This window comes from Sphingomonas pseudosanguinis (genome assembly GCF_014196255.1).
Lineage (GTDB): Bacteria > Pseudomonadota > Alphaproteobacteria > Sphingomonadales > Sphingomonadaceae > Sphingomonas > Sphingomonas pseudosanguinis.
Map to the genome: position 1 here is coordinate 1 of NZ_JACIDH010000008.1, position 26,720 is coordinate 26,720.

Here is a 26,720-nt window from a genome sequence, read left to right on the forward strand (position 1 = left end):
GCGAACGGTGCACCCGTCATACCCGTCACGCTGCTCGACGAAGGGGGTCCCTTTTGGACGCCGATAGGGGGTCCTTTTTGGACGCCGATTGACACCCAGAGGAGTATTTCCAGTCAGACGCCTATGGCCAAGCGATCCACGACCTTTGGGATAAATGGCGGGCCACCAAAGAGGAATACGAGCGTGCCCGGCTTCTCTTGAGCGATGCATTCGTGGAGGGGTTCGAGCAGATAGAGGCGCGGTTAGACGCAGTGGATGAAGACGACATCCCTCCCCTGATTTACGCCACGACACGCGAGATTTTTGACGAAGCCGTCAGCCCGATGCTCGAAATCGCGAAAGCCGAAATCGCCCCGCAGCTTCCCGCCACCGCCTGATGCATCGACAAGGCTTGAGACTCGTTCCCTTTTTGTTCTAGGCATGGAGGACGGAGATTCGAGCCATGACAATCAATCCAGACCAGATAGCCCACGCCCTTCATGACGCACCCGCGTGGGCGCTGATCGGCCTAACAGCGCCACGAGACACCCTTCGCGAAGACGCGGCTCGCGCTGTCGCCGATCACCTTTGCAATGTCCTGACACGCCCGGAACCCGCGCCAGAAGGACAGATGTCGCTTCCGATTTGACGTGGGTGCGAAGCAGGTTCGCTCACTCAGTGACTGTCACCTCGCATGTGGTTCGCACGCAACGCCATCATCGTCCCCGTCCATCTCGGAGCGGTAACCGGGTTGATCGCTAAACAGCGGCGCACGACCTGCCGCCCGCACTTCGTCACAGCCTGCATAATAGACCGTCGCCGCCATCGGCGCTGCCTTAGCGCGCGCGACCGGCGATGGCGCAATCGTCTCCACCGACTTGAGTTGGTCGGCGGTAGCGCTCGCCTGTGGCGGTGTCGTCGCGATCCAAACTCCTGCAAAAGTGGCGATCGAAAGGGTGGCGGTCAGCGCAGCGAAACGACGGTCCATCCCGCCACCATGATGGCAAATTCTTAACATCCTGCGGTGACGAATTTCTTCTTCGCCAATGAGGATGGGTGGAAGATGGTGATCACGAGACTGAGGGGGACAGCCCCCTCAATCGGCAATTCTTTCAAGTGATATAACTTGGGTGAAAACCTCATCCAAGTGCACATTCTTATCGCTGTAGCAATAATTCCATCGCTCTTGCTCGATACGTAGCTTACTGTTTAGCCGCTTGATATACCACATGCCATTGGCGGCGTTTTCCGAACCTTCGTCGTCGTTGAACGAAACCATCCAATCACCCGGAGATTTTTCCCATGCTGCGAATGGCACACGACCTTGAAAATCGCGGGATACATTAATCGGAGCCTCGGGATGATCAAAATCCGAGTTATCTATCTTACCGCTGATGAAGCAACCTGTTCCCGATTTTTGCCGATCGGTTTCCAAAGCAGTGTCAATGCGAACGCCGTCACTCCGACCCTGCATCAACGCCACATATCCCGTCAGCAATCCTGATTTATCCGGTTGGACAAATAATTCGCACTTTACTGGTGGCGTCTTATTGGCGAAATCGAGCCCGCATAGCTTTGCTGCATACTGAGCAGCATCCCCATCGAGCATCTTGAGGTCGGAGTTTTTCGGCAGATCGGCTGGGTTAATCTTAGGATTACGCCCAACACGGTATCTACCGGCCTTGGTATTTATAATGTTTGAGGGGGCAGCCGTCGTCGTCATAGCCGTTGGGCTTGCAGCTACAGCTTCGTTACCGCCGTTCGCGCCACCACATGCAGACAATGCGACGCACGCCATCAAACTAATCTTTTGCATAAATTCCCCCCATTTCGGGGGCAGCTTAACGGTGTCTGGCGTGACGCACCAGACACCAAACATTCTAGAAGACCGCCGCCGCCACAGTTGCGATTCAAATCACATTCACAGTGGCGGCGAAGATGGACCAGATGGCCCAGATCAAGCTCACGCCGCTTTAGCGCCCATCTCCTCCGCTTGAGCGGCTGAAAGCCCAAAGACCTCGGCTAAACCGGCCTTCCGAACGATTGCCGCTAAATGGGCCTCCCAAGCGCCATAGGCACGCCGCAGATCGTCAATGGGGTCGTGGCGGTCATAGATACGCTCGACGCCCGCAGGGAGCTTGTGAGCCAACATCGCCTCAGCAGTCAGGTGGTCGATGCCAAATCGCCGGGTATTCGACCTTACAGTTCTCCGAAGGTCATGCGGCTTCCAGTGTCCGACAGGACCGCCATTCGCCTCGGTCATTCGTTTTATGAGGCGATCACGGACCTTGTACCAGACGTAGCGCTGCGGCTTTTTGGGATCGTTTTCGCAGGGCAGGACCCATTCTGATCCGCCAACAGCCAACGCCCGCCCCCATGCCCCTAGCGGGATCGCGTGGTCCTCACCGTTCTTTACGTCACTGGCCTCACGATACCAGACGCCATCGCGTATCGCAGACGCCTTGGCCTGAGCGATTTCCTGAATGCGACACGCGGTAAGGAGCATGAGGGTAAAACCCCGGCGATATGTCTCCCGCTCAACGGCCAGCGCTTGAAAGAACAGCCCAATCTCTGCATCCGAGAGCGTGCGCGTATTTTTGCGGTTGCCATGCGCGTCAACCGTCTCATCGGTCGCAAGCTGATGGAGCCGGGTCGCGGGATTGACCTCAAGCGCGATGCTGTCGCTGGCGTCCAGTGAGCAACACCAATTGAAGAAGACCTTGAGTTCGGCGATCAGCCGGTTGGCGCGGACGGGGGCGACCATCGCCTTGGCCTTCACCATCGCGACCAGATGGCTCTCCTTCACCTCGTAGACGGATTTCGCACCAATCCGGGGCTCGATGTCGCGGGTGAAAATGGCGAGCTTGTCTTTGACCGTGCGGGGCTTGGGAACTCGCCGCTCACGCGACGCAGTCCCCTTCCCCACCGCGACCATGTAAAGGCGGTGAGCCGCCATGACGGTCATGATTTCGATCCGCTTGGCCTCGCGGCGCGCCTTCCCCGGATCACGCCCCGCTTCGACTTCAGCGTTGATCGTTCCAGCCCACCGGCGCGCAGCCTGAAGGTTCGTCGCCGGATAGGTGCCGCCCGATTGCTTGACGATCACTCCGGCATCGCGGGACGGTTGGCCATCAAGATCGCGTGCAGGAACGCGGCGCTTAAAACGCCAGAGCTTTTTGCCGCCGGGGGTAACGTCGAGCGTCAGGCCGGGCGTTTGCGTATCGCTGAGCGATCCGACCGAGTGGGCGGCAAGAATGTTTGCAGTGAGCTTTGACACGAATCGACCCCATTGTGAGGCCACAAATCGGACACAGAGCCGGGCACAAACCGGACACAAAACCTCGCCCGGAGACAGTGAAGACACAGAATTTGTGACACAATAGGTGTCCCGAAATGGCCTAATTTGGCCGACCGTGTCCTACCACTTTTCATGAAATATAGCCGCGAACTCAGTGCCTTGCCTTGTGGACAGTGAGATCGGCGGTGGCTGGGGCGGCAGGATTCGAACCTGCGTATGACGGTACCAAAAACCGTTGCCTTACCGCTTGGCGACGCCCCAGTGGAGAGGCGCGCCTTATACCGGGCGCGCCGCTCTTGAAAAGCCCTTATTTCTAGGAAAAATCAGCCCAGGCGGCGCATCCAGCCATGCGGGTCGGGGGCCTGGCCGCGCTGGATGGAGACCAGCTGTTCGCGCAGGCGCGTGGTCAGCTGGCCGGGGCCGCCGCTGCCGATGGTGAAGCGGCCCGCCGGCTCGGCAACGCTGCCGATCGGGGTGACGACGGCGGCGGTGCCGCAGGCGAAGGCCTCGACCAGGCGACCGCTGGCGGCGTCGGCGCGCCACTGGTCGATGGCATAGGGCTCCTCGCGCACCGTCAGGCCCTGCGCGCGCGCGATGGTCAGGATTGAATCGCGAGTGATGCCGGGCAGGATCGTGCCGGTCAGCGGCGGGGTCACCAGGCTGCCGTCGTCGAACACGAAGAAGACGTTCATACCGCCCAGTTCCTCGACCCAGCGACGCTCGACCGCGTCGAGGAAGACGACCTGGTCACAGCCATTGGCAATGGCTTCCTTCTGCGCGAGCAGGCTGGCCGCATAGTTACCGCCACACTTGGCGGCACCCGTGCCGCCGGGCGCGGCGCGCGTATAGCCCTGGCTCACCCAGATCGACACGGCGGGCGCGCCGCCCTTGAAATAGGCGCCGACCGACGAGGCGATGACCATGTAGAGATATTCGGAGGAGGGCTTCACGCCCAGGAACACCTCGCTGGCGAACATGAAGGGGCGCAGGTAGAGCGCGCCGCCATCCTGTTCGGGAATCCAGTCGCGCTCGACCTCGACCAGACGCTCGACCGATTCCAGGAACAGCTCCTCGGGCAGTTCGGGCATCGCCATGCGCCGCGCGGAATCCTGGAAACGGCGGGCATTGGCCTCGGGACGGAACAGCGCGGTGCCACCATCGGCCAGCCGATAGGCCTTCATCCCCTCGAAGATCTCCTGCGCATAGTGCAGGACCGAGGCGGCCGGATCGACGGTCAGCGGCACACGCGCGGTGATCTGCGCATCGTGCCAGCCCTGTTCGTCGCTATAGCGGATCAGGGCCATGTGATCCGTGAAAACGCGCCCGAAGCCGGGGTCTACCAGCCGCGCCGCCCGCTCGCTCGCCGCGACCGGAGTCGTGCAAGGATCGAACCGAAACGTCAGGGATTGCTGCGCTTTCATGACCATCTCTCTGTTTTGGGTTGCCGTGGCCTAGGGCGTGTGAGTAGACGGGTCAACATGGCTGCCTCGAACCAGTCCGCATCGGCACAATTTCTCCGCGAGCCCGAGCTTCGGCGCGGGCTGGAACTGCTGTATTTCGGCAATAGTCACATCGTCCGTTCCATCGACCGCGGCCTCGCGGCACAGGGATTGGGCCGGGCGCATCACCGTGCGCTCTATTTCATGGCGCGCAAGCCCGACATGACGGTCAGCGAGCTATTGTCGCTGCTGGCGATCACCAAACAATCGCTGGGGCGCGTGCTGAACGAGTTGGCGAGCCGCGATCTGGTCGAGACCCGACCGGGCGATCGTGACCGTCGGCAAAGGCTGTTGCGGCTGACCCCGGCCGGCGCGGCGATGGAGGCGCAGTTGTTCGATGCATTGCGCGAGAAGCTGGCCAAGGCCTATGCCCGCGCCGGGCAGCAGGCGGTGACGGGGTTCTGGACCGTACTGGAAGGGCTGATCCCCGAGCAGGAACGCGCCCGGGTCGAGGATCTACGAACCAACGACGCCTGACGGTCAGCGGCGCGCCGCCGCGGCCATTTCGCGATTGCGCCGTTCGGAGGCGGCCAGCGTCGCCGCCATCAGCCTCTCGAGCGCATCATCGGCGTCGAGGACGTTCAACCCCTCGCGCGTCGAGCCGCCCGGACTGGCGACACGGTCGGCCAGGACGCCGGGCGAGGCATCGGCGCCGATCGCCATCGATCCTGCGCCGTTCACCGTCGCCAGCGCCAGATGCTGAGCCAGGTCCGCATCGAGGCCGAGTGCGACCCCGGCCTGCGCGATGGCATCGATGAAACGGAAGACGAAAGCGGGGCCGCATCCGGCCAGCGCCGTCACCGCATCGAAGCGCGCTTCATCCTCGATCCACGGCGCCAATCCCAACGCCTCGGCCAGCGCTTGCGCATGCCCACGCACCTGCGCATCGGTCGAGCGGGTGAACAAGGCGGTCACCCCCTGCCCGATCCCGACCGGCAGGTTGGGCATCATCCGCACCGTCGCGCCCGCCGGGATGCGATCGGCCAGCACCTGTTCCTCGACACCGGCCAGGATCGACAAAACCAGTCTGGGGTTCAGATGCGACAGCGTCGGCGCGATGTCGTCGAGCTGCTGGGGCTTGAACCCCAGCATCAACGTGGCCGGCGTTTCGTCGATCGGCAACGCGGTCAGCGAACGCACGCCTTCGGGCGCACCGCGACCGCTGCGCGTGATCACCGTCACCTGCGCCGGGTCTAGCCCTTGCGACAACCAGCGACGCAGCATCGCGCCGGCCATGTTGCCGCATCCGATCAGCCAGAACGGCCCTTCGGGAAAACTCACGCCTCGCCCTGCGTCTCGATCAGCGCGGCGGCCAGCGCCTCGCGCGGGCTCTTGCCGCCCCAAAGCACGAACTGGAACACGGGGTAGAAGCGCTCGCACTCCTCGATCGCCGATTCGACCAGCAATTCGGTCGCGCTGAGCGAGATCGTGCCATCCTCACCGCCATCGACCATGGCGGCATGGCGATAGAGCAGGATGCCGCTGTTCGACCATAGTTCGAAATGGCCGATCCACAGCTGTTCGTTCACCAGCGCCAGCGCCTCGTAGATGCCGGCGCGGCGATCCTCGGTCACCTTGATGTCGGGGAAGGCCAGGAATTGCAGGACGCTGTCGTCGTCGCGCCACAGCGCGCGCAACTCATAGGTCGCCCAGCTGCCCTTTACGGTCGCGACGATCTCTTCATCATGCCGTTCATGCTCCCAACCATGCGCGGCGAAATAGGCCTCCAGCATATCGATGGGGGCTGATTCTTCGGCTTCATGATCGGTCGACTCAAGCATCGCGCTGTCCTGCGAACAAAACCAGACCGTTACAGGGTGCACCCGTAACGGTCTCACTGCAAGCAGCGTTGGATCGAAAGCTGTGGATAGCTGCGCCGCCCGAATCGACGCGTGAACCATCCCGCAGGGCTGTGCCGATCAGGATTCGGACCCGGTCATCGGCGCGGTCACGCCGCCCTGCTGCTTGGCCTCGAGCGCGTCGAGCCGCGCCTTGAGTTCGTCGGCCTCGTCGCGCGCAGCGACGGCCATCGCCTTCACCACTTCGAACTCCTCGCGGCTGACGAAGTCCAGGCCGCCGATCCATTCACGCGCACGAGCGCGGGCGCTGGATTCGGCCTCGCGGCCCATGCCCGCGACGGTGCCGGCCAGGCCGTTCATCACCTTGGCGAAATCGTCGAAAAGCTTGTTGTCGGCCTGCATGATCAAAATCCCAATAAGCGTTTCACAGCATTTGGGAGGTTTGGGTGCGCGGCACAAGGCTTTCCGCATCGGGATTGAGCTGTCCGATCCGCCAGTTCAACACGCCGGCGAAGGACAGCCAGACCAGATAGGGCAGCATCAGCCACGCCGCACCGCGCCGGATACGCGCAAAGGCGACGGTCGTGGCGATGGCCAGCGCGAGGATGGCGAGCAGCACGATCAGCGCGAGGGCGACGCGGTGCGCCCCGAAGAATAGCGGCGTCCAGGACAGGTTCAGCGCGAATTGCGCGACGAACAGGCCGATCGCCACACCCCGCCCCTTCGCGCCGCGCGCATGGAGGATCATCGCCAGCGCCAGCCCCATCAGGATGTAGAGCGTCGTCCAGGCGACCGGAAAGACCCAGCCGGGCGGCGTCAGCGGCGGCTTGGTTAGCGCAACATACCAGAGATTGTCGCTCCCCGCCGGGACCGAGCGGCCCGAGGCGAAGCCCAGCAACAGCACCAGCGGTACGGTTACGACCGCCCAGCGCAGAAATGCCATCCGCAACTGCCCCTTCGATGCGATCGCGCCCACTCGTTCCTCTTTCCTTATGATGCCGTCGATCTGCCGGACTGCCACAAGACAGTAAACGGAAAGCTCAACGACGATGGCGACGCGCCGTTCAATTTCGGGATGCGGCGACCAGAAACTCGATATTGCCCTCCGGCCCGGTGATCGGGCTCTGCACCACCCCGTACACCCGCCAGCCGATGCCGGTCAGCCAGGCGGCAACCTCTTCACAGACCCGAGCATGGACCGCCGGATCGCGCACCACCCCGCCCTTACCGACCTCTTCGCGCCCCGCCTCGAACTGCGGCTTGATCAGCGCCAGCAACCGCCCTGACGGCCCCGCAAAGCTCAGCGGCCGCTCCAGTACCTTGGCCAGCCCGATGAAGCTGGCATCGCAGACGATCAGGTCGACGGGTTCGGGAATATGGGCCTCGGTCAGGATGCGCGCGCTGGTCTGTTCATGGACGACCACGCGCGGGTCCTGGCGCAGCGACCAGGCGAGCTGGTTCGTCCCGCTGTCGACCGCATAGACGCGCGCCGCGCCCTTCTGCAGCATCACATCGGTGAATCCCCCGGTCGACGACCCGACATCGATCGCGACCGCGCCGGTCACGTCCCAGCCGAAATGCTCCAGCCCGTGCGCCAGCTTGATGCCGCCGCGCGACACCCAGGGATGATCGCGCCCGCGCACTTCCAGCCCTGCATCGTCGGCCAGTTGCTGGCCGGGCTTGGCGATCTTCGTCTCGCCGGAAAAGACCAGCCCCGCCATGATCATGGCCTGCGCACGGGATCGCGATTCCACGAGTCCGCGATCCACGAGCATCTGGTCGACACGCTGTTTGGCCATGGCCGCCCCTATCGCGCCGCTCGGTTCGTCGCAAGCCGCCATCCGTCAGGCGCGACGCCTATTGCCTATCAATATGGTAGGAATAATATGCCGTCATGAGTCGACACGGGGACTCACCCGTTCGGCTCCGGCAGCAAGGAGACGCCCGATGGGTTCGTTCGCATCCTATGAAGCACGCAAGCCGACCATCCTGACCGTGCCGGGCCTGGGCGGCTCGGGTCGATCGCATTGGCAGAGCCTGTGGGAAGAGGCGCGGCCCGATACGATCCGGGTCGAATTGGGCATGTGGTCGACGCCGCATCGCAACGCCTGGGTCACGCGCCTGGATCAGGCGATCAGCCAGGCCCAGGCCCCGGTCATCCTCGCCGCCCACTCGCTGGGGTGTCTGGCGGTGGCCTGGTGGGCGGAGCTGTCGCCGCAACCCTATGGCTGGCCTGTCGCCGGCGCGCTGCTGGTCGCGCCCGCCGATGTCGACCGCGCCGATGCACCCGACAGCCTGAAGGGCTTTGCGCCGTCGCCACGCACGCCCCTGCCCTTCCCGTCGATTTTGGTCGCGAGCCGCGACGACCCCTGGATCTCGATCGAGCGCGCGCACAGCTTGGCGGTCGATTGGGGCAGTCACTTCGTCGATGCCGGGCATCAGGGGCATATCAACGCCGCCAGCGGCCTGGGCTGGTGGCAGGAGGGGCAGGAACTGCTCGGCCGCGTGATCTCGGCCAGCGGCGCGGATCGGCCGACCCAGTCGGGGCCCCTCTCGCCCAGCGAAGCCCGCGCGGTGCTGGCGATCAACGCGACCGATGCCGCGCAGGCGCATTATCTGGGGCGGTGAGAACGGATCAAGGAACCTTGTCCCAGCATCCTACCCCCCGTTCAGCCTGAGCGTAGTCGAAGGCCAAGGAACGACGCCTGTTTGCACAGCCTTCGGCGGCTAGGCGAAAACTTGCGGGTCTGTTGGCCAAGGACTGGGCGTGGCCTTCGTCTACGCTCAGGCTGAACGGGAGTTTGGTCTGACGCATCTCTGCCTGGCGAAGCACATGGTGCCGATGACCAGCCCTCCGCAGGCGCATCACGAAGAGGTGGGGAACGGACTTAAGGAACCGCGTCCTCATCCCACCCGCCGTTCAGCCTGAGCATAGTCGAAGGCCAAGGGACAGCGCCTGTTTTGGAGCAGCCCCTGGCGGCTGGGCGAAAACTTGCGGGTCCGAGGGCGAAGGACTGGGCGTGGCCTTCGACTACGCTCAGGCCGAACGGGGGTTTGGGTTTGATCTAACGGATTTTCGCTTGGCAAAGCGCAGGGTGCCGATGCCCGGCCCTGCGCAGGCGCATCACTGAGGGATGGGAGACTTAAGGAAGCCCGTCCTTACCCCACCCGCCGTTCAGCCTGAGCGCAGTCGAAGGCCACGCCCAGGCTCTCGCTAATTTCCACTCTGACTGACCGATCGTTGCCAAGGCCCGATCGGACGAATGTCATCCCTTGGCCTTCGACTGCGCTCAGGCTGAACGGAGATCGGAGTCTGGGTCGGAGGGGCACGCAGCCCCACCCTCACCCCGCTCCGCATCCGCCTTCGCCGCCGCGGTGGCGGCCTTCATTCGGCGCCACATGCGGACGTTCACGCCGATCATGATGACCACCGCCAGCGTCGTGAAGACGATGACGGCGGTCCATCCCCGGATCACGCGCGCGCGCCCTCGGTGACGTGGGTGCTGTTGTGGCGCAGCGCCTTCAGCACCGTCTCGACGATCGCGTCGGCGTCCAGCCCGGCCTGGGCATATTGCACCTCGGGCTTGTCCTGATCCTGGAAGAGGTCGGGCAGGCGCATGGTGCGCAGCTTGAGGCCGGCATCGATCAGCCCTTCGTCCGACGCCATGGTCAGGACATGCGCGCCGAGGCCGCCGATCGCATTCTCCTCGATCGTCACCGCCACTTCATGCGTGGTCAGCATCCGACGGATCAACGCCTCGTCGAGCGGCTTGGCAAAGCGCAGGTCGGCAACCGAGGTCGACAGCCCCTTGGCCTCCAGCGTGTCGGCAGCGCGCAGCGCCTCGGCTAGGCGGGTGCCGAGCGAGAGGATCGCGACCTTCTTGCCTTCGCGCACGACGCGGCCCTTGCCGATCTCGAGCAGTTCGGGCGTCTCCGGCAATGCCACGCCGACGCCGTTGCCGCGTGGATAGCGTACCGCGATCGGGCCGCTGTCGTGGTTGACGCAGGTATGGACCATATGGACCAGCTCCGCCTCGTCGGCGGCGGCCATCACGACCATGTTGGGCAGGCTGGCCAGATAGGTGATGTCGAACGAGCCCGCATGGGTCGCGCCGTCCGCACCGACCAGCCCGGCGCGGTCGATCGCGAAGCGGACCGGCAGATTCTGGATCGCGACGTCATGGACCACCTGGTCATAGGCGCGCTGGAGGAAGGTCGAGTAAATGGCGCAAAAGGGCCGCATGCCCTGCGCGGCCAGACCGGCGGCGAAGGTCACCGCATGCTGTTCAGCGATGCCGACGTCGAAGAAGCGCTCGGGGTGCGCATTGGCGAATCGATCCAGCCCGGTGCCCGACGGCATGGCGGCGGTGATCGCACAGATGCGCGGATCGCTCTCGGCTTCCTTGGCCAGCGTTTCGCCGAAGACATTCTGATAGGCGGGCGGCCCCGGCGGGGCCTTGGCCTGCGCGCCGGTGATGACGTCGAACTTCTGGACGCCGTGATATTTGTCCGCCGCCGCCTCGGCCGGGGCATAGCCCTTGCCCTTCTTGGTGACGACGTGGATCAGGATCGGGCCTTCCTCGGCGTCGCGGACATTCTCCAGCACCGGGATCAGATGGTCGAGATTGTGACCGTCGATCGGGCCGACATAATAAAAGCCCAGCTCCTCGAACAGCGTGCCGCCCATGGTCATGCCACGCGCGAACTCGTCGGTCTTCTGCGCGGCCTTTTGGATCGGACGCGGGAAGCGCTTGGCGAGCTTCTTGAGCACGTCGCGCACACCCAGGAACTCGCGGCTCGACACCATGCGCGACAGATAGGCGGACAGGCCGCCGACCGGCGGCGCGATCGACATGTCGTTGTCGTTGAGGATCACGACCAGGCGATTGCCCGCCTGCTCGGCATTGTTCATCGCCTCATAGGCCATGCCCGCCGACATCGCGCCGTCGCCGATGACCGCGATGCCCTTGCCCGGCGTGCCCGCCAGCTTGTTGGCGACCGCAAAGCCGAGTGCGGCCGAGATCGAGGTCGAGCTGTGCGCCGCGCCAAAGGGGTCGTATTCGCTTTCCGACCGCTTGGTGAAGCCCGACAAACCGCCACCCTGACGGATGGTGCGGATGCGATCGCGACGGCCGGTCAGGATCTTGTGCGGATAGCATTGGTGGCCGACGTCCCACACCAGCCGGTCGGCCGGGGTGTTGAAGACATAATGGAGCGCGACCGTCAGCTCGACCACGCCCAGACCGGAGCCGAGATGGCCGCCGGTGGTGCCGACCGCCGAAATCGTCTCGGTCCGCAACTCGTCGGCCAGCTGCCGCAACTGCTCGGGCGCGAGCCGCCGAAGATCGTCGGGAGTGTGAACCGTATCGAGCAACGGGGTCTGAGGAATGTCTGCCATCACACCGGCTTATCGCAGCAAATCGATGGTGTCGATTGCAACCGTTCACCGATGTCATGTTGACGACACATCACCCTGTTGCAAAATTGGGACATGTTTTCGTTTCGCTGGGCCAATTCGTCTGATCTTTCCGCCATCGCGGTCCTGATGGACCGCGCCATCGCAACGCTCCAGCAGCCGTTTCTTTCCCCGGCCGAAATCGCCGCCAGCCGCGCGGTCATGGGGCTGGACACGCAATTGATCGCCGATGGCACCTATCTACTCGCCGAATGCGAAAGTCGGCTGGCCGGATGCGGCGGCTGGAGCGCTCGCGCGACTCTGTATGGCGGCGACCACAGCACGAGCTTGCGTGACGCCGCCATGCTCGACCCCGCGACACAGGCGGCGCGTATCCGGGCGATGTACACCGACCCCGATTTTACGCGCCGGGGCCTGGGCCGGATGATCCTGACCCGGTGCGAGGATGCCGCCCGCGAGGCGGGGTTCCGGCGGGCCGAGATGATGGCGACGCTGGCGGGCGAACCGCTCTACCGCGCCTGCGGGTATGAGGTGATCGAGCCGGTCCGATCCGCCCCGGTCGACGGGGTCAGCGTGCCGCTGATCCGCATGGGCAAAGCGCTGTAGATCGCTATGGAGCGGCTTTCACTCTTCCCCTGAGAGCGGAAGCGCGACGACGTGGAGCATGGTAGAGAGGTGTACCCGGTCGCGCGTGAAGGTCAATCCCTCTGGCGGCGACACCCCTCCGTCAGGCCTTTGGCCTGCCACCTCCCCTTGCAGGGGAGGAATAGAGGAAATGTGTATCGACGCTATCAACCCGCCGGCTGATCAGACCTTCGCACAGTCAGAGCAGCGGCCGCGTACCTCGATCACCGGCCGTTCGGGGCTGAATCCCGCCCCGCGCGCCGCATCGCGGACCGCGCCGGTCAGGCGGTCGTCGTCGATATGCGTGGTCTGCCCGCATTTGTCGCAGACCAGGAAGATGCAGTCGTGCAGGCAATCGGGATGCGCATTGGCGACATAGGCGTTGGCGCTTTCCACGCGTCGCGCGAGATTGGCGCCGACGAACAGGTCGAGGATGCGATAGACGCTGTTGGCGGCCACGCGACGTCCCTGCGCCTTCGACATGGCATCGGCGATGTCATAGGCCGAGGCCGGCTTTTCGAACCCGGCCAGCGCCTCGAACACGCTGGCGCGCATCGCGGTCCATTGTTCGCCCGCCCGCTCGAGCGTGGTCTTCGCCGCTTGGGCGAGATCGGCCCCTTCGGGCTCATGATGGTGATGCGCGTGCGCCATGGTCCGGACTTAAGGTGTCGTCGTGACGGGAGCAAGCCGGGCGGCGCGCTCATTCAGCAGGTGGCCCACGGCCAGCAGCACGACGCCGACAATGGTCCATAGCGCCTCGCCACCCGACGCATCATGCGGCAGGGTCATGGCCCAACCCATCGTACCGAGACCCACGACACCGACCAGCGCGGGCACGACACGGCGATGCCGCAAGAAACCGCGCCCCAGCGCGACGACACCCAGCAAGATCGCGACGACCAACCCGACCTCATGGATGATCGGCGTGGCCAGCAGGCCGCCGGCAGTCGACATCAATGCGATCAGCACCGACGACGTCACACAGTGCACGACGCACAGGCCCGACAGTCCGATCGCCCAGCGATCCAGGCCGGACGCATGGCGCGGTCGCGCGGAAAGGGTCGATGTCGCGGCGTTCATTCCCGCCATGTAGGACTGCCAGCCGCTAGTTACAACATAACATTACTCGCAATGAGAACCGAAATCGGGCATTCGGTCCACTATCCGCCGCCGCGTCGACACCTTATCAATAGGGCATGTTGCAACCCAACCCCGCCTTCATGGTCACCGCCCGCCCGCGCGCCGTTGCCCGCTGGCTGATCGTCGTCGCCGGCCTGATCGTCGCGATGGTGATCGTCGGCGGCATCACGCGCCTGACCAATAGCGGCCTGTCGATCACCGAATGGAAGCCGATCACCGGCATCATCCCGCCGCTGACCGAGAGCCAGTGGCAGGCCGAGTTCGACAATTACAAACGCATCCCAGAATATTGGACCTTCAACCGCGACATGACGCTCGCGGGGTTCAAGGCGATCTTCTTCTGGGAGTATCTCCACCGCGTGCTGGGCCGGGTGATCGGTATGGCCTTCGCCCTCCCCTTGCTGTGGTTCTGGATGCGCAAGGCGATCCCGGCAGGGTATAAGCCACGCCTGCTCGCGCTCCTTGCCCTCGGCGGGTTGCAGGGCGCGATCGGCTGGTGGATGGTCGCCTCGGGCCTCGTCGAGCGGACCGATGTCAGCCATATCCGCCTGACCGTCCATCTGCTGACCGCGCTGTTCATCCTGGCGGGGATCGTCTGGACCGCGCTCGACCTGATGGCGCTGCATCGCAACCGGCTGGCGGCCCCCGCCCGGTTGACGTGGCTGGGCGCCGGCGCGGTGCTGACCCTGTTCGTCCAGCTGATGTTCGGCGCGCTGACCGCCGGGCTGGATGCGGGCTATGCCTTTTCCAGCTGGCCGCTGATGGGCGATGCCTGGTTCCCGGCGGGCACGCCGATGATGACGCCTGCCATCGCCAACGCCTTCGACAATCCGGTCGTCGTCCAGTTCATCCACCGCTGGTTCGCCTTTGCGGCGGCGGGCCTGCTGGTGTGGATGGCGGCGCGTGCGATCCGCAGCGGAGCCCTGCGCGCCGGCTGGCTGGTGATCGTGCTGGTCATCGTTCAGATCGGGCTTGGCATCGCCACGCTGCTGAGTGGCGTACAGATCGACATCGCCGTCGCGCATCAGGGCAATGCCGCCCTGTTGCTGATCGCCGCGACCGCCGCAGCGCACCGCCTGGGACAAGCTCCGAAGAAGCCCATGGTATCATAATACCCGTCAGCAAAGCCGTGCTTTGCTTGACATTTTCGAGTCCCTCCAGCATTGGCCCCTTGTCCGCGCCGCCCGATCCAAAGGGCGGCGCGTTGCATTTCAAACCGAAAGGTCTCACGCCCATGAAGGCGCTCATGAAGACCACCAAGGCGGCCAAGCCGCACGAGGTGGAGAAGAAGTGGCATATCGTCGACGCCGACGGCCTGGTTGTCGGCCGCGCCGCCACCATCATCGCGAACATCCTGCGCGGCAAGCACAAGCCGTCCTTCACCCCGCACGTCGATTGCGGTGACAATGTCATCGTCATCAACGCGGACAAGGTGCGCTTCACCGGCAACAAGCTGGGCCAGAAGGTGTACTACAAGCACACCGGTTATGCCGGTGGTATCAAGGGCATCACCGCCGCCAAGGTCCTGGAAGGCCGCTTCCCCGAGCGCGTCCTGGAAAAGGCCGTCGAGCGCATGATCCCGCGTGGTCCGCTGGGTCGTCAGCAGATGCGCAACCTGCGCATCTTCGCCGGCACCGAGCATCCGCACGCCGCGCAGAACCCCGAAGTGCTCGACATCGCGAGCATGAACCGCAAGAACAAGGTGGGCGCATAATGTCCGACAACCGCCAGTCGCTCGCCGATCTCGGCGCCACGCTGAACCAGCAGGCCGCCGCCGCTTCGGCGCAGCCCGCCGCCGCCGGTGAAGCCCCCGCCGCCGCTCCCGCCGAGCGCGTCAACACCACCCCGCTGCGTCAGCAGGAACTGGACAAGCTCGGCCGCGCCTATGCGACCGGCCGTCGTAAGGACGCCGTCGCTCGCGTCTGGCTGAAGCCGGGTTCGGGCAAGATCACGATCAACGGTCGTGACCAGGAAGTGTATTTCGCACGTCCGACGCTGCGTCTCGTCATCAACCAGGTGTTCGGCATCACCGAGCGCGAAGGTCAGTATGACGTGATCTGCACCGTCAAGGGCGGCGGTCTGTCGGGCCAGGCCGGTGCGGTCAAGCACGGCATCAGCCAGGCGCTGACCAAGTACGAGCCGGTCCTGCGCGCGCCGGTCAAGGCCGCTGGCTTCCTGACCCGCGACAGCCGCGCCGTCGAGCGTAAGAAGTATGGCCGCGCCAAGGCGCGTCGCAGCTTCCAGTTCTCGAAGCGCTAAGACGCGGACCCACCCGGATGGTTCAAGCCATCCGGGGACAGGGTACGATAGGGCGATCCGGCAACGGGTCGCCCTTTGTCGTTCCAGACATGCCCGGTGCTAGCGACGCCCGGCCTTCACCAGCGCCATGACCGGGATCACGCAGGCGAGCACGGCCAGGCCAAGACCGCCGAGCGCCGCCCATATCCCGATCTCGACCCCGCCGAGATAGCCGCCGATCACGAAGCCCATCAGCGGCAGGATGATGAGCAGCAGGCACCCCAATATGACCATCCCCCGGCAACGCCAGCCGGAAAGCCGGGGTTCCGCAGGCAGGCGGGACAGGCCAATCCGATCGACATTAATTCCATTCCTCCCCTGCAAGGGGAGGTGGCAGGCCAAAGGCCTGACGGAGGGGTATCCCCGTTGGCGAGATCAGCCTCCACCAGCGACCGAGCCCCCCCACACTACCCGCCACATGGTCACTCCTTACAGGCGACCAGTGCGAAATTGGCGTTTCCCCGCTCTTTCCTACACCACCCAAGCGAGGGTCCAGGTTCATATGCCGAATGCCTTCCATCACTTATTAGCGCTTACCCAACTGGACCCCGGCCTTCGCCGGGGTGGTGTGAAGAATTTTGCGAAGATCCCCTAAAGGTGGAGGAATGAAGGCGCATTCGTCTGAATATCGATAAGTTCGTCGTGCCAGACAAAGGGCCGGAGCCGGTTCACCCGCGCCGAAACTTCACTAAGAGCTTCCCATGACCAACCCGCTCTGGATTCCCGCCACGATCGCGGCCGCGACCTTTCAGGTCGGGCGTAACGCCTTGCAGCGCGGGGTCATGTCGTCCTCGGGTCCATGGGGCGCGACGCTGGTCCGCTTCCTGTTCGGCCTGCCCTTTTCCATTCTGTTCGTCACGGTCGCCCATCATGTCATGCCGGGGGCCGATCTGCACTGGAGCGGCGCCTTCTGGCTGTCGGCCGTGGTCGGCGCGACGTCGCAGGTGCTGGCGACGGCCGCGCTGCTTGATGCGATGCACCGGTCGGGCTTTGCCGTGGGCACTGCGCTTCAGCAGAGTTCGCTGCCGCTCGCGGCGCTTCTGGGCCTGGTTATCTATGACGACCGGATCAGCGCGCTCGCCTGGATGGGCGTCGTCGTCACCACCATCGGTCTGGTCGCCCTGTCCTGGCCGCCCGCCGAGCAGCGCCGCGCCTCGCTGATCGGGGCCGCCATGGGGCTGGCGTCGGGGCTGTTCTTCGGCTTTTCGCTCAACGCCTTTCGCCATGCCGCGCTGGCGCTCGATCCCACGCATCCCGTCTTCGCCGCTTTGGTCTGCGTCGCGGTGGTACAGGCGATGCAGACCGTCGCGCTCAGCCTCATCCTCGCCTGGCGCGATCCGGCGACGTTGGTCGAGGTGGCGCGCCGCTGGCGTCCCTCACTGGGGGCGGGGCTTTGCGGTGCCTGCGCCTCCGCCGGATGGTTCATCGCGCTGGCGCTCTCGCCCGCCGCGCCGGTCCGCGCGCTTGGCATCATCGAGGCGCCGATCGCTGCCATGGCGGGGCACCGGCTATTCCGTGAACGACTGGGTCTGCGGCAGGTCCTGTCGGGCATCGCCATCATTGGCGGCGTCCTGATCACGACCCTGTTCTGACGGCCGGATGACGTTTTGATCATACGCCATTTTCACCATCACCGGGCGGCATCGGTGGGCTATAGCGGGTTATCAGGAGGGTCGGGCATGCGGCGAGCGATGGGGATTGGCCTGGCGATGATGTCCCTGGCCGCCGCAGCGCCGCCCGGCACCCCGCAGCCGCGTCTCGACCTCTCCGCCCCCTTCGGCCTGCCGCACGACTGGCAGCTCTTTACGACACAGGGACCCGAGGAGGAAGACCCCGGCGGAAACCGCGCACCGGGCGCGCTTCACCTTTGCATCACGCGTGACGGGGGCAGGACCTACCGCCCCGCACTCGACACCATGCTGGTCACCGGGGGCGGCAAGAGCGTGTTCGACACCGCGCATTATCTGGAGTTCGCAAGGGTCATCCGCCCCGCTCCCGACCGACCGCTGCTCTGGGTGCAGGTCGCCAGCCTCCATGCCGGCAATGGCGACCAGATCGTCGGGCGTATGGCACTGGCCTATGACCGGGCGGGCCAGCGCTTCGTGCCCGTCTATGACAAGCGGACCGGCCGCAACAACAATCAGGACGTGCGCTTCATCGAGCAGGGCGCTTTGCGCGGTGCGATCATTTCCGCCGAACCGACGACGGGTGCGCCCTTCGCCTTCTGGATCACCGTCAACCGCATCGGGCGCGACGGCCGCTATGCCCCCATACTCCGCTATCGCAGCTCGACGCGCTATGGCGACGGCAATCCGTTGGCCGTCATCGACTCCGAGATGCCGGAGACGCTGCGACGCCTGAACCTCTGGCGGCCGGGCAGTCCGTTACCGCTGCCCGACGGTCCCTGCCCCCAGCCCCGGCTGATCGCGCGGGTGCTGTGGTGCACGCCCCCAAAACGCTGATCGGTCCGCAAAACTTGCCCGCCGCACCGGTGGGCGGTAGCTGCGTGACAAAATCACCATGCCTGTAGGAGAGCGTCCATGTCCCCCACCCTCGATCGCCGCCAGATGCTGAAGGCGGGTGCCACGATCGCCGGCCTGTCGCTGGGTGGCCGGGCGCTGGCTCAGTCGTCGGTCGCGTCGGACCGTATCGAAAGCCTGATCCGCCAGATGACGCCGGCGGAAAAGGCCGGCCAGCTGTCCTGCTTCTCCGACCAGATCCGCCCGATCGGCCTGCCCTTCAACCCCGGCCTGCCCGCCCGCAACGATGCGACCGCGCAGCTGGCGCGCATCCGCAAGGGCGAGATCGGCATGCTGTTCAACGGCGTCGGCTATGCCGGGGCCAAGGCGGCGCAGGACGCGATGATGGAGACGCGGCTGAAGATTCCGCTGATCTTCGCGGGCGACGTCATCCACGGCCTGCGCACCGCCTATCCGCTGCCCATCGCCGAGGCTTGCGCCTTCGACCCCGACCTGGCCGAGCGGACCGCGCGCGCCGCGGCGATCGAGACGACCGCGCTCGGCATGCAATGGACCTTCGCGCCGATGGTCGATGTCGCGCGCGACCAGCGCTGGGGCCGTGTGGCCGAGGGTTCGGGCGAGGATGTCTATCTGGGCACCAGGCTGGCCGTCGCGCGCGTGCGCGGCTTCCAGGGGCGTTCCTTGCGCGATCCGACCAGCCTCGCCGCCTGCGCCAAGCATTTCGCGGCCTATGGCGCGGTCAGCGGCGGCATGGATTACAACTTCACCGAGATTTCGCCGCAGACGCTGCACGAGGTGCACCTCGCGCCGTTCAAGGCCTGCGTCGATGCGGGCGTGGCGACGATCATGTCGGCGTTCAACGACATCGACGGCGTACCGTCATCGGGCAACAAGTGGCTGCTGACCGACCTGCTCCACGGCGAATGGGGCTTCAAGGGCATGGTCGTCGGCGATTATACCGCCGATGAGGAACTGATCGCGCACGGCTATGCCGCTGATGGCCGCGACGCCGCCAAGAAGGCGTTCCTGGCGGGCATGGACATGGCCATGGCCTCCAATCTGTTCAATCTGTGGCTGCCCGATCTGGTCGAGAAGGGCGAGGTGCCGATGGCCCGACTGGACGAGGCGGTGCGCCGCGTCCTGTCACTGAAGGAGGCGATCGGCCTGTTCGACAATCCCTATCGCTCGATCAGCCAGAAGGCCGAGCGGACCCAGGTGTCGACGCCGGCCATGCTGAAGCTGTCGCGTGAGGCGGGCGCGCGCTCGATCGTGCTGCTGAAGAATGAGGGCGACCTGCTGCCGCTCAAGGCCAATCCGGGTCGTATTGCGCTGATCGGCCCGTTCGGCGAAGACCGTGACAATGTCGTCGGCACCTGGGCGTTCATGTCCGACGCCGCGCTGAACGTGTCGATCGCGCAGGGGCTTCGCAATCGCAAGCTGACGGTCGATGTCGTCAAGGGATCGGAGGTCGAGGCCCCCTTCGCCGGCGGGATCGACGCGGCCGTCGCCGCCGCGCGCAACGCCGATATCGTGCTGCTGGCGATCGGCGAGACGCAGCTGATGTCGGGCGAGGCGCAGTCGCGCACCGAGATCGTCGTGCCGGAGGCGCAGATGGCGCTGGCAGAGGCGGTGGCGGCGACGGGCAAGCCGGTCGTCGTGCTGCTGCGCCATGGCCGCGCGCTGGCGCTGCACGGCGCGGTGAAGGATGCCCCCGCGATCCTCGCCACCTGGTTCCTGGGCTCGGAAAGCGGCAATGCGATCGCCGATGTGCTGTTCGGCGACGTGAACCCTTCGGCCAAGCTGTCCGCCAGCTTCCCGCGGGAAAGCGGACAGCAGCCCTATTTCTACAACCACAAGAATACCGGCCGCCCTGCCCCCGATACCGGCGCGCAGGAATATAAGGCGCGTTATCGCGAGACGAAGAACGAGCCGCTCTATCCCTTCGGCCACGGGCTCAGCTACACGCGCTTCGCCATCTCCAACGTCTCGGTACCCGCGCGGATGACCGATGCGATGGAGGTGACCGCGACCGTCACCAACACCGGCGCGCGCGCCGGGGCCGAGGTCGTGCAGCTCTATATCCATGACAAGGTCGCCAGCCGCACCCGCCCCGTCCGCGAGTTGAAGGGGTTCGAGCGGGTGATGCTGAACCCCGGCCAGTCACGGACCGTCCGCCTGCGCCTGACCCGCGACGATTTGCGCTTCTGGGGCAAGGACGATTGGGTGGTCGAGCCGGGCCAGTTCGACCTATGGGTCGCGACCAGCTCGGCGAATGGCGAGAAACAGACCTTCGAACTGGTCTGAGGGGATCAGAGCCGGACGATCGCGGTGGCGATCCGTTCGGCTTCGTCCGGGTCGTGCGTGACCATCAGGATGGGGATGCCCGTCCGGTCCCGTACCGACATCAGCGCGTCGAGAATATCCCCGCGCCGTGCCCGGTCGAGCGACGACAGCGGTTCGTCGAGCAGCAGCACGCGCGGATCGCTGAGCAGCGCGCGACCGATCGCCACCCGCCGCGCCTCGCCCCCCGACAGGGTGCGGGGCCAGCGGTCGAGCAGATGACCGATGCCCAGCATTGCGATCACCCCATCCCAATCGCCCGCGCCCGGCCGCATGCCATAGCGCAGATTGGCCGCGACCCGCCGATGCGGGAACAGCCGCGCTTCCTGAAAGACATAGCCGATCCGGCGCCGCTCGGGCGGCACGTCTACCTGCGTCGCGGCGTCAAACAGCGTCTCGCCGGCGATCCATACATGCCCCGCCTCGGGCTTGAGCAATCCGGCGACCATCTGGAGGATGCTGGTCTTGCCGATCCCTGACGGCCCGAACAGCACCGTTGCGCCCGGTCCCGTGACGAAGGATGCCGCGATCCGGCTCTCGCCCCGCCGGACGGACAGCGAAACGTCAAAGGACATGCAGCCCCCGCCCCATGCGCCGCGCCAGCCATTCGGAGGCGACCAGCGCGATCAGCGACAGGCCGACCGACACCCCCGCCAGCCGCCAGACCATCGCTTCACCACCCGGCCGCTGGAGCGCGGAATAGATGGCGAGCGGCAGCGTCGCGGTCTCGCCGGGCACGTTCGAGACGAAGGTGATCGTCGCGCCGAACTCGCCGATCGAGCGCGCAAAGCCCAGCACCAGCCCCGCCAGCACGCCCGGCGCGCATAGCGGCAGTGTGATCGTCGCGAACACCCGCCAGCGCCCCGCGCCCAGCGTGCGTGCGGCCTGCTCCAACTGGCGGTCGACGGCCTCGATCGACAGGCGGATGGCGCGAACCACCAAGGGCAACGCCATGACCCCGGCCGCGATCGTCGCGCCGGTCCAACGGAACAGCACGCTGACCCCGAACCACTGCGCCAGCCAGGCCCCGATCGGTCCCGCCGGTCCGAAGAGCAGCAGCAGCGCCCAGCCCGTCACCACCGGCGGCACGACCAGCGGCAGATGGACGACGCCATCAAGCAGCACCTTGCCCGGAAAGCGCCCCCGCGCCAGCAACCAGGCGAGACCAAAGGCGACCGGGAGGGTCACCAGCATCGCCGTGCCGCCGACCAGCAGCGACAGCCGCACGATCCCCCATTCCTCAGGTGACAGCATCAACCGATCACCGGGTCGAGAACCCGAAACGCCGGAAGATCGCCTTGCCCTGCGCCGAGATCAGAAAGCGCCGGAACCCTTCCGCCGCCGGATTGGTCGAGGCCTTCAGCCGGGCGAGCGGATAGGTGATCGGCGGATGGCTTGCCGCCGGGAACATGCCGACCACGCGGACCCGCGACGACGCCTTGGCGTCGGTGGCATAGACGATGCCATAGGGCGCCGCCCCACGCTCGACCAAAGCGAGGGCGGCGCGCACATTCTCGGCCCGGACGACATGGGGGGCAATCATCGGCCATGCCCCTAACCGCTCCAGCGCCGCCTTGCCATATTTGCCCGCCGGCACACTGTCGGTATCGGCCATGGCCAGCGGCCCGGCGGACAGGGTCTTGGCCAGGGTCCGCGTCGTCACCTGCCCGCCCCGCCCCGCCGGCGCGATCACGACCAGCCGATTGCCCAGGAACGCGCCGCGCGTCCGGTCCGCCAGCAGGCCGTCCTTTTGCAGCACGTCCATCCATTCCTCATCGGCCGATGCGAACAGGTCGGCCTTGCCCCCGGCCTGGACCTGCCTCGCCAAGGCGGAGGATGCGGCGAAGGAAATGACCGGACGCGTATGTCCCTGATTCGCCCACGAATCGGCGGCGGCATTCATCGATTCCTGCAAACTCGCCGCCGCCAGGACCAGCGGCGCACGCTCCTGCGCCAAAACCGGCGGCGCACAGCACAATGCCACCACCCCCAAGATCATACGCGCTACCATTGGCAGTTTTTCCCTGTTTTCCGCCGAGTCGCTGTCGCTCGACATTGTTAATATTCCCAGAGGATTCGGCAACGCTGTTCGAATAGGGCATGCCGATTGCCCCTTTAGTAATTGTATGAAAACGATTTCCTGAATAGCCTCCGTTTTCGGAGCGAATGGAGAAAAAGCCACGCTCCCCAAAACAAGGGGGAATTTTCATGGTCCACGATCTCGCATCGATGGGCGGGGCGCGACGACGCGCGGTCCTGCTCGCATCCAGCGCGCTGCTCGCGCTGTCGCTCGCCACGCCGGCCCAGGCACAGACCGCGCGCCCCGAACAGGCGATCGACTATGCCCAGTCGTCCAGCCCGGAGCGCATGGGTGCCATTCCCGGCCTGCGCGTCGTCGACGAACCGCAGATCGTCATTTCGCAGCCCGGCACCACGACCAGCGCGCTCGACACCGCCGGCGGCATCAACGGCGTCGGCCAGATGTTCATCGCGGCCAGCGGCGGCGGCCTCAGCCTGTGCACCGGCACGCTGATCAACCCGCGCACCGTCATCTTCGCGGCGCATTGCGTCAATTCCGCCACCGCCGCCAGCTATGGCACCGCGCGCGGCGGCACGCCCATCGCCTTCGGCTTCAAGCCCGACAATCTGCCGGGCGTGCGCGAATGGTTCCTGAGCACGCTGGGCGGCGCGGCCAATGCCAACCAGTTCAAGACGAACACCGCCAACGCCGTCTACAATGTGAACCAGGTCCATTGGAATTCGGGTTCCGCGCGCACGACGTTCCTGGAGGCCGATGTCGCGCTGGCCTCGCTCGACACGCCGGCGACCGGCGTTCCGACCTGGGCGATCCTGTTGTCGGCGCTGCCCGCGCCCGCCGCGATCGATCCGACCACGGGCACCGGCTATCATGTCACGCTGACCGGCTATGGCCGCAGCGGTGTCGGCAATCAGGGCGATACCAACGGCATCGACTATCGCCGCCGCATCGCCGAGAATTATATCGGCCTGCTCGGCTCGTTCGACGACCGCAATCTGTGGCTGTTCGGCCGGGGCGCGAACCTGCCGCAGAACCTGTACCAGCTCGACTTCGACGATCCGCGCCGGGGCACCGCGGCGGCCAGCCCCTATGACTTCAACCTGTTCCGCGACGCGCCGTTGCCGAAGGAAGGCACGACGGCAGGCGGCGACTCCGGCGGTCCGCTGATCCTCGACCGGACGTTCGCGCGCAAGGTCGTGGTCGGCGTGCTGTCGGGCGGCAGCCGCTTCTTCGGGCCGCAGCCCTTCTCCACCTATGGCACCTCGTCCTTCTACCAACCGCTCTACCTCTTCTGGGACTATATCGCCGCCAAGAACCCCTATCGCTACGCCGCCGCCAAGGCCGGTGACGGCGCGTGGGAGGACGGTGCGCATTGGGTGACGACGACCGACCCGGCCTATCAGATCATCCAGAACGGCCAGCTGGTGAACGGCGTTCCCACCACGCCCGGTATCGGCACAGCGAATGACCCGGACAACAAGTTCGGCGAGATCTGCGACGGTGTCGAGTGCCAGAACATCAAGACCGGCAAGATCACCGCGCAGAATGACGATGCCAGCAGCATGGGCCGCGAGCTGAACGCCGCCGGCCGCGCCACGCTGACCGACACCATGACCGGTGCCAAGGACCAAGCGCAGGCAAGCGGCAAGGCGGTCGCCGCCGCCCTTCCCGCCGCGACGCTGGCCAACGGCCTGCCGGGTGCGACCAACTTCGTGCCCAACAACGTCAACCCGACCGCGTCGATCGCGGCGCGCTATTATGACGTCACCCTGTCGGCGGCGGGCAATACGACGCTCAGCTCGGCGGCGACGGTCGACCGCTTCACGATCAGCGGGTCGCAGGCGCGGCTGTCGCTGGCCAGCGGCGGCGCATTGACCACCGTGGCGGACTTCAACCAGCTGACGGGCATGATCGCCAATAACGGCACGATCAACGCCGGCGGCGATTTCCTGATGCTGGCCGGTGGCCTGCAGGGCTCGGGGCGGATCAACGCGCCGTTCTTCACCAGCGTCGGCGGCATGATCGCCCCCGGCACGGTCGGCACGATCGGCACGCTGACCTTCGGCGGCAATGTCGTGCTCGCCTCGGGGACGCAGTTGCTGATCGATGTCGGTCCGGGCGGCACCTCGGACAAGATCGCTGTGGTCGCCAATGGCACTTCGGGCGGCCAGCTCAATGCCGGCGGCTCGGTCGGCTTCGCACCCGTGAGCGGACACCTGATCCGCGCCGGCGACGTCTACACGATCGCGACCGCCAGCGGCGGCGTGTCGGGGCGGTTCAATGCCCCCACCGCGCTCAGCGCGATCCTGACGCCGACGCTGAACTATAGCGGCAACGCCGTCACCGCGCGGATCGTCGCCGGCGCTTACGCCAATGTCGTCGCCAACACGCCCTATCAGACGGCCTATGCGCGCCTGCTCGACCAGAACCGGTCGATCCAGGGCAATTTCAGCAGCCTGTACGGCACGCTGGACCTGCAATCGGCATCGACCATCCGCACCACGCTCGAAGGGCTGGCCCCCTCGACCGAGGCGCTGAAGCGGGCGCAGGGCACCATGGCGCTCGACAACAGCGCGCGCTTCTTCCGCGAGCATCTGGCGACGCTGTCGCCCAGCGAAGGCCTGGGCGGCACGCTGACCATGATCGGCAAGCCGGTGCAGGTCGCGAGCCTCGCCATGAGCAATCTGGCGGGCAGCCAGGCGCAGATGGCGACCGACAGCGGCGGCGTGTCGATGCGCGAGAATGTCCTGCCCGAAAATGTCGCGGTGTTCCTGGCGGGCGGCTATCTCGACGGCAAGGCGCGGGCCCTGCCGCAGACGGCGACTGCCGACATTCGCGACCGGTTCGACGGCTTCTACGTCGCGACCGGTATCGAGACCGAGGTGGACGATGCCAGCATCCTCGGCTTCGGCTTCTCCTATACCAAGACGACCGGCAACACCTCGTTCGGCCAATATGCGCGCGGCGACCTGTATCAGGGGACGCTCTACGGCAAGGCGGAGCTGGGCGGCCTCTCGCTGGACAGCCAGTTCAGCGCGGGCGTGTTCCAGGCGCGGACGCAGCGCAACGTGTCGCTGGCGGGCGTCGCCTATAATCTGCGGTCGCGCGACAATGCCCTGGCACTGTCGAGCGAAGTGGGGTTGGCCAAGACCTATGGCTTTGGCGGGCTCAAGATCGGACCGCGTATCGCTGCACGGGTCAGCCATCTGGGCTTCACCCCCACCGCCGAAACCGGCGGCGGCCCCGCGCTGCGCTATGACCGCCAGGACTATAACAGCGTCCAGGGTCGCGCCGGCCTGATGCTGAGCTCGGACGGGCCGTTCCGTCCCTATGCTTCGGCCTATTATGTCCACGACTTCCAGGATCGCCCGGGCGTGTTCGGTGCCAATTTCGCGGGCGGCATCGGCCCTTCGGCGCTGTTCGCGCTACCCGGTCATGACAAGGATTGGGGCGAGGCGAGCCTGGGCGTGTCCTACACCTCGGGCCGTGTCCAGCTGTCGCTGGGCGCCGACACGACGTTCGAGCGCAAGGATGTCGAGAACCAGTCCTATCGGGGCACGATCAAGATCGCGTTCTGATCCGATCCCGTTCGTTGAACATCGAAAGGCCCGTCCGAGGAAACCGGGCGGGCCTTTCCCCACGAAATTGTTTTTCTATTTACCATCAATTTCTTATGGAACGACGTCGGAATTTCGTACGCCACTCTCTGAGACAAGATGCGCAACGCGCAGCAGAGGGTAAGCAATGCCGGGAATTTAGGATGAATATGGGCGTCGTCTCGACTCGCCAGGAATTGATGCAAATGGATG

General features: G+C 65.5%; 29 protein-coding genes and 1 tRNA gene. 12 read left to right on the forward strand and 18 right to left on the reverse strand.

Translation table 11 applies throughout. The features are described from left to right. Positions 1 to 197: 197 nt before the first annotated feature. Positions 198 to 377 (forward strand): hypothetical protein, encoded by a 180-nt coding sequence (locus GGR48_RS10045; RefSeq protein ID WP_206362476.1) that lies wholly within the window; start codon positions 198 to 200, stop codon positions 375 to 377. Between the two features lie 65 nt (positions 378 to 442). Then, a complete protein-coding gene (locus GGR48_RS18425; protein WP_420854059.1) occupies positions 443 to 628 on the forward strand; it encodes a DUF6771 family protein in 186 nt (61 codons plus the stop codon). 36 nt (positions 629 to 664) lie between these two features. Here GGR48_RS18425 and GGR48_RS10050 read toward each other — a convergent pair whose 3' ends face one another. The 5 genes from GGR48_RS10050 to GGR48_RS10070 form a co-directional block, all read right to left on the reverse strand. Beyond that, a complete protein-coding gene (locus GGR48_RS10050) occupies positions 665 to 967 on the reverse strand; it encodes an excalibur calcium-binding domain-containing protein (protein WP_183951788.1) in 303 nt (100 codons plus the stop codon). A gap of 108 nt (positions 968 to 1,075) precedes the next feature. Then, positions 1,076 to 1,795 carry a hypothetical protein gene (locus GGR48_RS10055; RefSeq protein ID WP_183951789.1) on the reverse strand — a complete coding sequence of 240 codons (720 nt, stop codon included), beginning with the start codon at positions 1,793 to 1,795 and terminating at the stop codon, positions 1,076 to 1,078. Between the two features lie 147 nt (positions 1,796 to 1,942). Beyond that, on the reverse strand, positions 1,943 to 3,256 hold the full coding sequence (locus tag GGR48_RS10060; RefSeq protein WP_183951790.1) for an integrase arm-type DNA-binding domain-containing protein: 1,314 nt from the start codon (positions 3,254 to 3,256) through the stop codon (positions 1,943 to 1,945). A 207-nt stretch (positions 3,257 to 3,463) separates the two neighbouring features. Next, positions 3,464 to 3,538 (reverse strand) — tRNA-Gln (locus GGR48_RS10065). 62 nt (positions 3,539 to 3,600) lie between these two features. Next, entirely contained in the window at positions 3,601 to 4,698 is a 1,098-nt protein-coding gene (locus GGR48_RS10070) for a branched-chain amino acid aminotransferase (protein ID WP_183951791.1), read from the reverse strand. A 57-nt stretch (positions 4,699 to 4,755) separates the two neighbouring features. Here GGR48_RS10070 and GGR48_RS10075 point away from each other — a divergent pair, with 57 nt between their 5' ends. Beyond that, positions 4,756 to 5,253 carry a MarR family transcriptional regulator gene (locus tag GGR48_RS10075; RefSeq protein ID WP_183951792.1) on the forward strand — a complete coding sequence of 166 codons (498 nt, stop codon included), beginning with the start codon at positions 4,756 to 4,758 and terminating at the stop codon, positions 5,251 to 5,253. Positions 5,254 to 5,256: 3 nt separating this feature from the next. Here the strand turns inward: GGR48_RS10075 and GGR48_RS10080 are convergent, their stop codons facing one another. From GGR48_RS10080 to GGR48_RS10100, 5 genes are all read right to left on the reverse strand, one after another. Beyond that, positions 5,257 to 6,057: a pyrroline-5-carboxylate reductase family protein gene (locus tag GGR48_RS10080; RefSeq protein ID WP_338110506.1), complete on the reverse strand. Its 801-nt coding sequence runs from the start codon at positions 6,055 to 6,057 to the stop codon at positions 5,257 to 5,259. Then, the gene (locus tag GGR48_RS10085; protein WP_183951793.1) at positions 6,054 to 6,557 is read right to left on the reverse strand and encodes a type III secretion system chaperone family protein; all 504 of its coding nucleotides are present in this window, start codon (positions 6,555 to 6,557) and stop codon (positions 6,054 to 6,056) included. The genes GGR48_RS10080 and GGR48_RS10085 overlap by 4 nt, the downstream gene beginning before the upstream one ends. A 138-nt stretch (positions 6,558 to 6,695) precedes the next feature. Next, complete coding sequence (locus GGR48_RS10090; protein WP_183951794.1) at positions 6,696 to 6,977, reverse strand: accessory factor UbiK family protein; 282 nt, start codon at positions 6,975 to 6,977, stop codon at positions 6,696 to 6,698. A gap of 22 nt (positions 6,978 to 6,999) precedes the next feature. Continuing rightward, the gene (locus tag GGR48_RS10095) at positions 7,000 to 7,518 is read right to left on the reverse strand and encodes a TspO/MBR family protein (protein WP_183951795.1); all 519 of its coding nucleotides are present in this window, start codon (positions 7,516 to 7,518) and stop codon (positions 7,000 to 7,002) included. A gap of 121 nt (positions 7,519 to 7,639) precedes the next feature. Next, on the reverse strand, positions 7,640 to 8,374 hold the full coding sequence (locus GGR48_RS10100; RefSeq protein ID WP_183951796.1) for a TlyA family RNA methyltransferase: 735 nt from the start codon (positions 8,372 to 8,374) through the stop codon (positions 7,640 to 7,642). 148 nt (positions 8,375 to 8,522) lie between these two features. Between GGR48_RS10100 and GGR48_RS10105 the strand changes: the two genes are divergently transcribed. After that, the gene (locus tag GGR48_RS10105; protein WP_183951797.1) at positions 8,523 to 9,203 is read left to right on the forward strand and encodes an RBBP9/YdeN family alpha/beta hydrolase; all 681 of its coding nucleotides are present in this window, start codon (positions 8,523 to 8,525) and stop codon (positions 9,201 to 9,203) included. A 662-nt stretch (positions 9,204 to 9,865) separates the two neighbouring features. On the opposite strand, the gene GGR48_RS10110 is transcribed toward GGR48_RS10105, so the two are convergent. Both GGR48_RS10110 and dxs read right to left on the reverse strand, forming a co-directional pair. Then, positions 9,866 to 10,051: a hypothetical protein gene (locus GGR48_RS10110; RefSeq protein ID WP_183951798.1), complete on the reverse strand. Its 186-nt coding sequence runs from the start codon at positions 10,049 to 10,051 to the stop codon at positions 9,866 to 9,868. After that, positions 10,048 to 11,973, reverse strand: coding sequence for a 1-deoxy-D-xylulose-5-phosphate synthase (gene dxs / locus GGR48_RS10115; RefSeq protein ID WP_183951799.1), 1,926 nt, complete (start codon positions 11,971 to 11,973; stop codon positions 10,048 to 10,050). The genes GGR48_RS10110 and dxs overlap by 4 nt, the downstream gene beginning before the upstream one ends. A gap of 147 nt (positions 11,974 to 12,120) precedes the next feature. Here dxs and GGR48_RS10120 point away from each other — a divergent pair, with 147 nt between their 5' ends. Continuing rightward, positions 12,121 to 12,597 (forward strand): GNAT family N-acetyltransferase, encoded by a 477-nt coding sequence (locus GGR48_RS10120; RefSeq protein WP_244954857.1) that lies wholly within the window; start codon positions 12,121 to 12,123, stop codon positions 12,595 to 12,597. Between the two features lie 201 nt (positions 12,598 to 12,798). Here the strand turns inward: GGR48_RS10120 and GGR48_RS10125 are convergent, their stop codons facing one another. Together GGR48_RS10125 and GGR48_RS10130 are read right to left on the reverse strand one after the other, a co-directional pair. Next, on the reverse strand, positions 12,799 to 13,266 hold the full coding sequence (locus GGR48_RS10125) for a Fur family transcriptional regulator (RefSeq protein WP_183951801.1): 468 nt from the start codon (positions 13,264 to 13,266) through the stop codon (positions 12,799 to 12,801). Positions 13,267 to 13,275: 9 nt separating this feature from the next. After that, the gene (locus GGR48_RS10130) at positions 13,276 to 13,695 is read right to left on the reverse strand and encodes a MerC domain-containing protein (RefSeq protein ID WP_338110505.1); all 420 of its coding nucleotides are present in this window, start codon (positions 13,693 to 13,695) and stop codon (positions 13,276 to 13,278) included. 116 nt (positions 13,696 to 13,811) lie between these two features. Between GGR48_RS10130 and GGR48_RS10135 the strand changes: the two genes are divergently transcribed. The 3 genes from GGR48_RS10135 (at position 13,812) to rpsI (ending at position 16,014) form a co-directional block, all read left to right on the forward strand. Further along, the gene (locus GGR48_RS10135; protein WP_240456020.1) at positions 13,812 to 14,867 is read left to right on the forward strand and encodes a COX15/CtaA family protein; all 1,056 of its coding nucleotides are present in this window, start codon (positions 13,812 to 13,814) and stop codon (positions 14,865 to 14,867) included. 122 nt (positions 14,868 to 14,989) lie between these two features. Beyond that, complete coding sequence (gene rplM / locus GGR48_RS10140) at positions 14,990 to 15,469, forward strand: 50S ribosomal protein L13 (protein WP_037568175.1); 480 nt, start codon at positions 14,990 to 14,992, stop codon at positions 15,467 to 15,469. Beyond that, positions 15,469 to 16,014 (forward strand): 30S ribosomal protein S9, encoded by a 546-nt coding sequence (gene rpsI, locus GGR48_RS10145; protein WP_183951803.1) that lies wholly within the window; start codon positions 15,469 to 15,471, stop codon positions 16,012 to 16,014. The genes rplM and rpsI overlap by 1 nt, the downstream gene beginning before the upstream one ends. Before the next feature lie 99 nt (positions 16,015 to 16,113). Here rpsI and GGR48_RS10150 read toward each other — a convergent pair whose 3' ends face one another. Further along, positions 16,114 to 16,287: a hypothetical protein gene (locus GGR48_RS10150; RefSeq protein ID WP_183951804.1), complete on the reverse strand. Its 174-nt coding sequence runs from the start codon at positions 16,285 to 16,287 to the stop codon at positions 16,114 to 16,116. 467 nt (positions 16,288 to 16,754) lie between these two features. On the opposite strand from GGR48_RS10150, the gene GGR48_RS10155 reads away from it, so the two are divergent. From GGR48_RS10155 to GGR48_RS10165, 3 genes are all read left to right on the forward strand, one after another. Next, positions 16,755 to 17,645, forward strand: a complete 891-nt coding sequence (locus GGR48_RS10155; protein ID WP_183951805.1) for a DMT family transporter — start codon at positions 16,755 to 16,757, stop codon at positions 17,643 to 17,645. 87 nt (positions 17,646 to 17,732) lie between these two features. Next, on the forward strand, positions 17,733 to 18,515 hold the full coding sequence (locus GGR48_RS10160; RefSeq protein ID WP_183951806.1) for a hypothetical protein: 783 nt from the start codon (positions 17,733 to 17,735) through the stop codon (positions 18,513 to 18,515). Positions 18,516 to 18,593: 78 nt separating this feature from the next. Further along, a complete protein-coding gene (locus GGR48_RS10165; RefSeq protein ID WP_183951807.1) occupies positions 18,594 to 20,837 on the forward strand; it encodes a glycoside hydrolase family 3 N-terminal domain-containing protein in 2,244 nt (747 codons plus the stop codon). Between the two features lie 5 nt (positions 20,838 to 20,842). Here the strand turns inward: GGR48_RS10165 and GGR48_RS10170 are convergent, their stop codons facing one another. The 3 genes from GGR48_RS10170 to modA are packed head-to-tail and all read right to left on the reverse strand — an operon-like array spanning position 20,843 to position 22,884. Beyond that, positions 20,843 to 21,448 (reverse strand): ATP-binding cassette domain-containing protein, encoded by a 606-nt coding sequence (locus tag GGR48_RS10170; protein ID WP_183951808.1) that lies wholly within the window; start codon positions 21,446 to 21,448, stop codon positions 20,843 to 20,845. Then, positions 21,438 to 22,127 (reverse strand): molybdate ABC transporter permease subunit, encoded by a 690-nt coding sequence (gene modB, locus GGR48_RS10175; RefSeq protein ID WP_183951809.1) that lies wholly within the window; start codon positions 22,125 to 22,127, stop codon positions 21,438 to 21,440. Before modB ends, GGR48_RS10170 begins: the two co-directional genes overlap by 11 nt. 7 nt (positions 22,128 to 22,134) lie before the next feature. Then, on the reverse strand, positions 22,135 to 22,884 hold the full coding sequence (gene modA / locus GGR48_RS10180) for a molybdate ABC transporter substrate-binding protein (protein WP_183951810.1): 750 nt from the start codon (positions 22,882 to 22,884) through the stop codon (positions 22,135 to 22,137). 197 nt (positions 22,885 to 23,081) lie between these two features. On the opposite strand from modA, the gene GGR48_RS10185 reads away from it, so the two are divergent. Then, a complete protein-coding gene (locus GGR48_RS10185) occupies positions 23,082 to 26,489 on the forward strand; it encodes an autotransporter domain-containing protein (protein WP_183951811.1) in 3,408 nt (1,135 codons plus the stop codon). Positions 26,490 to 26,720: the final 231 nt, after the last annotated feature.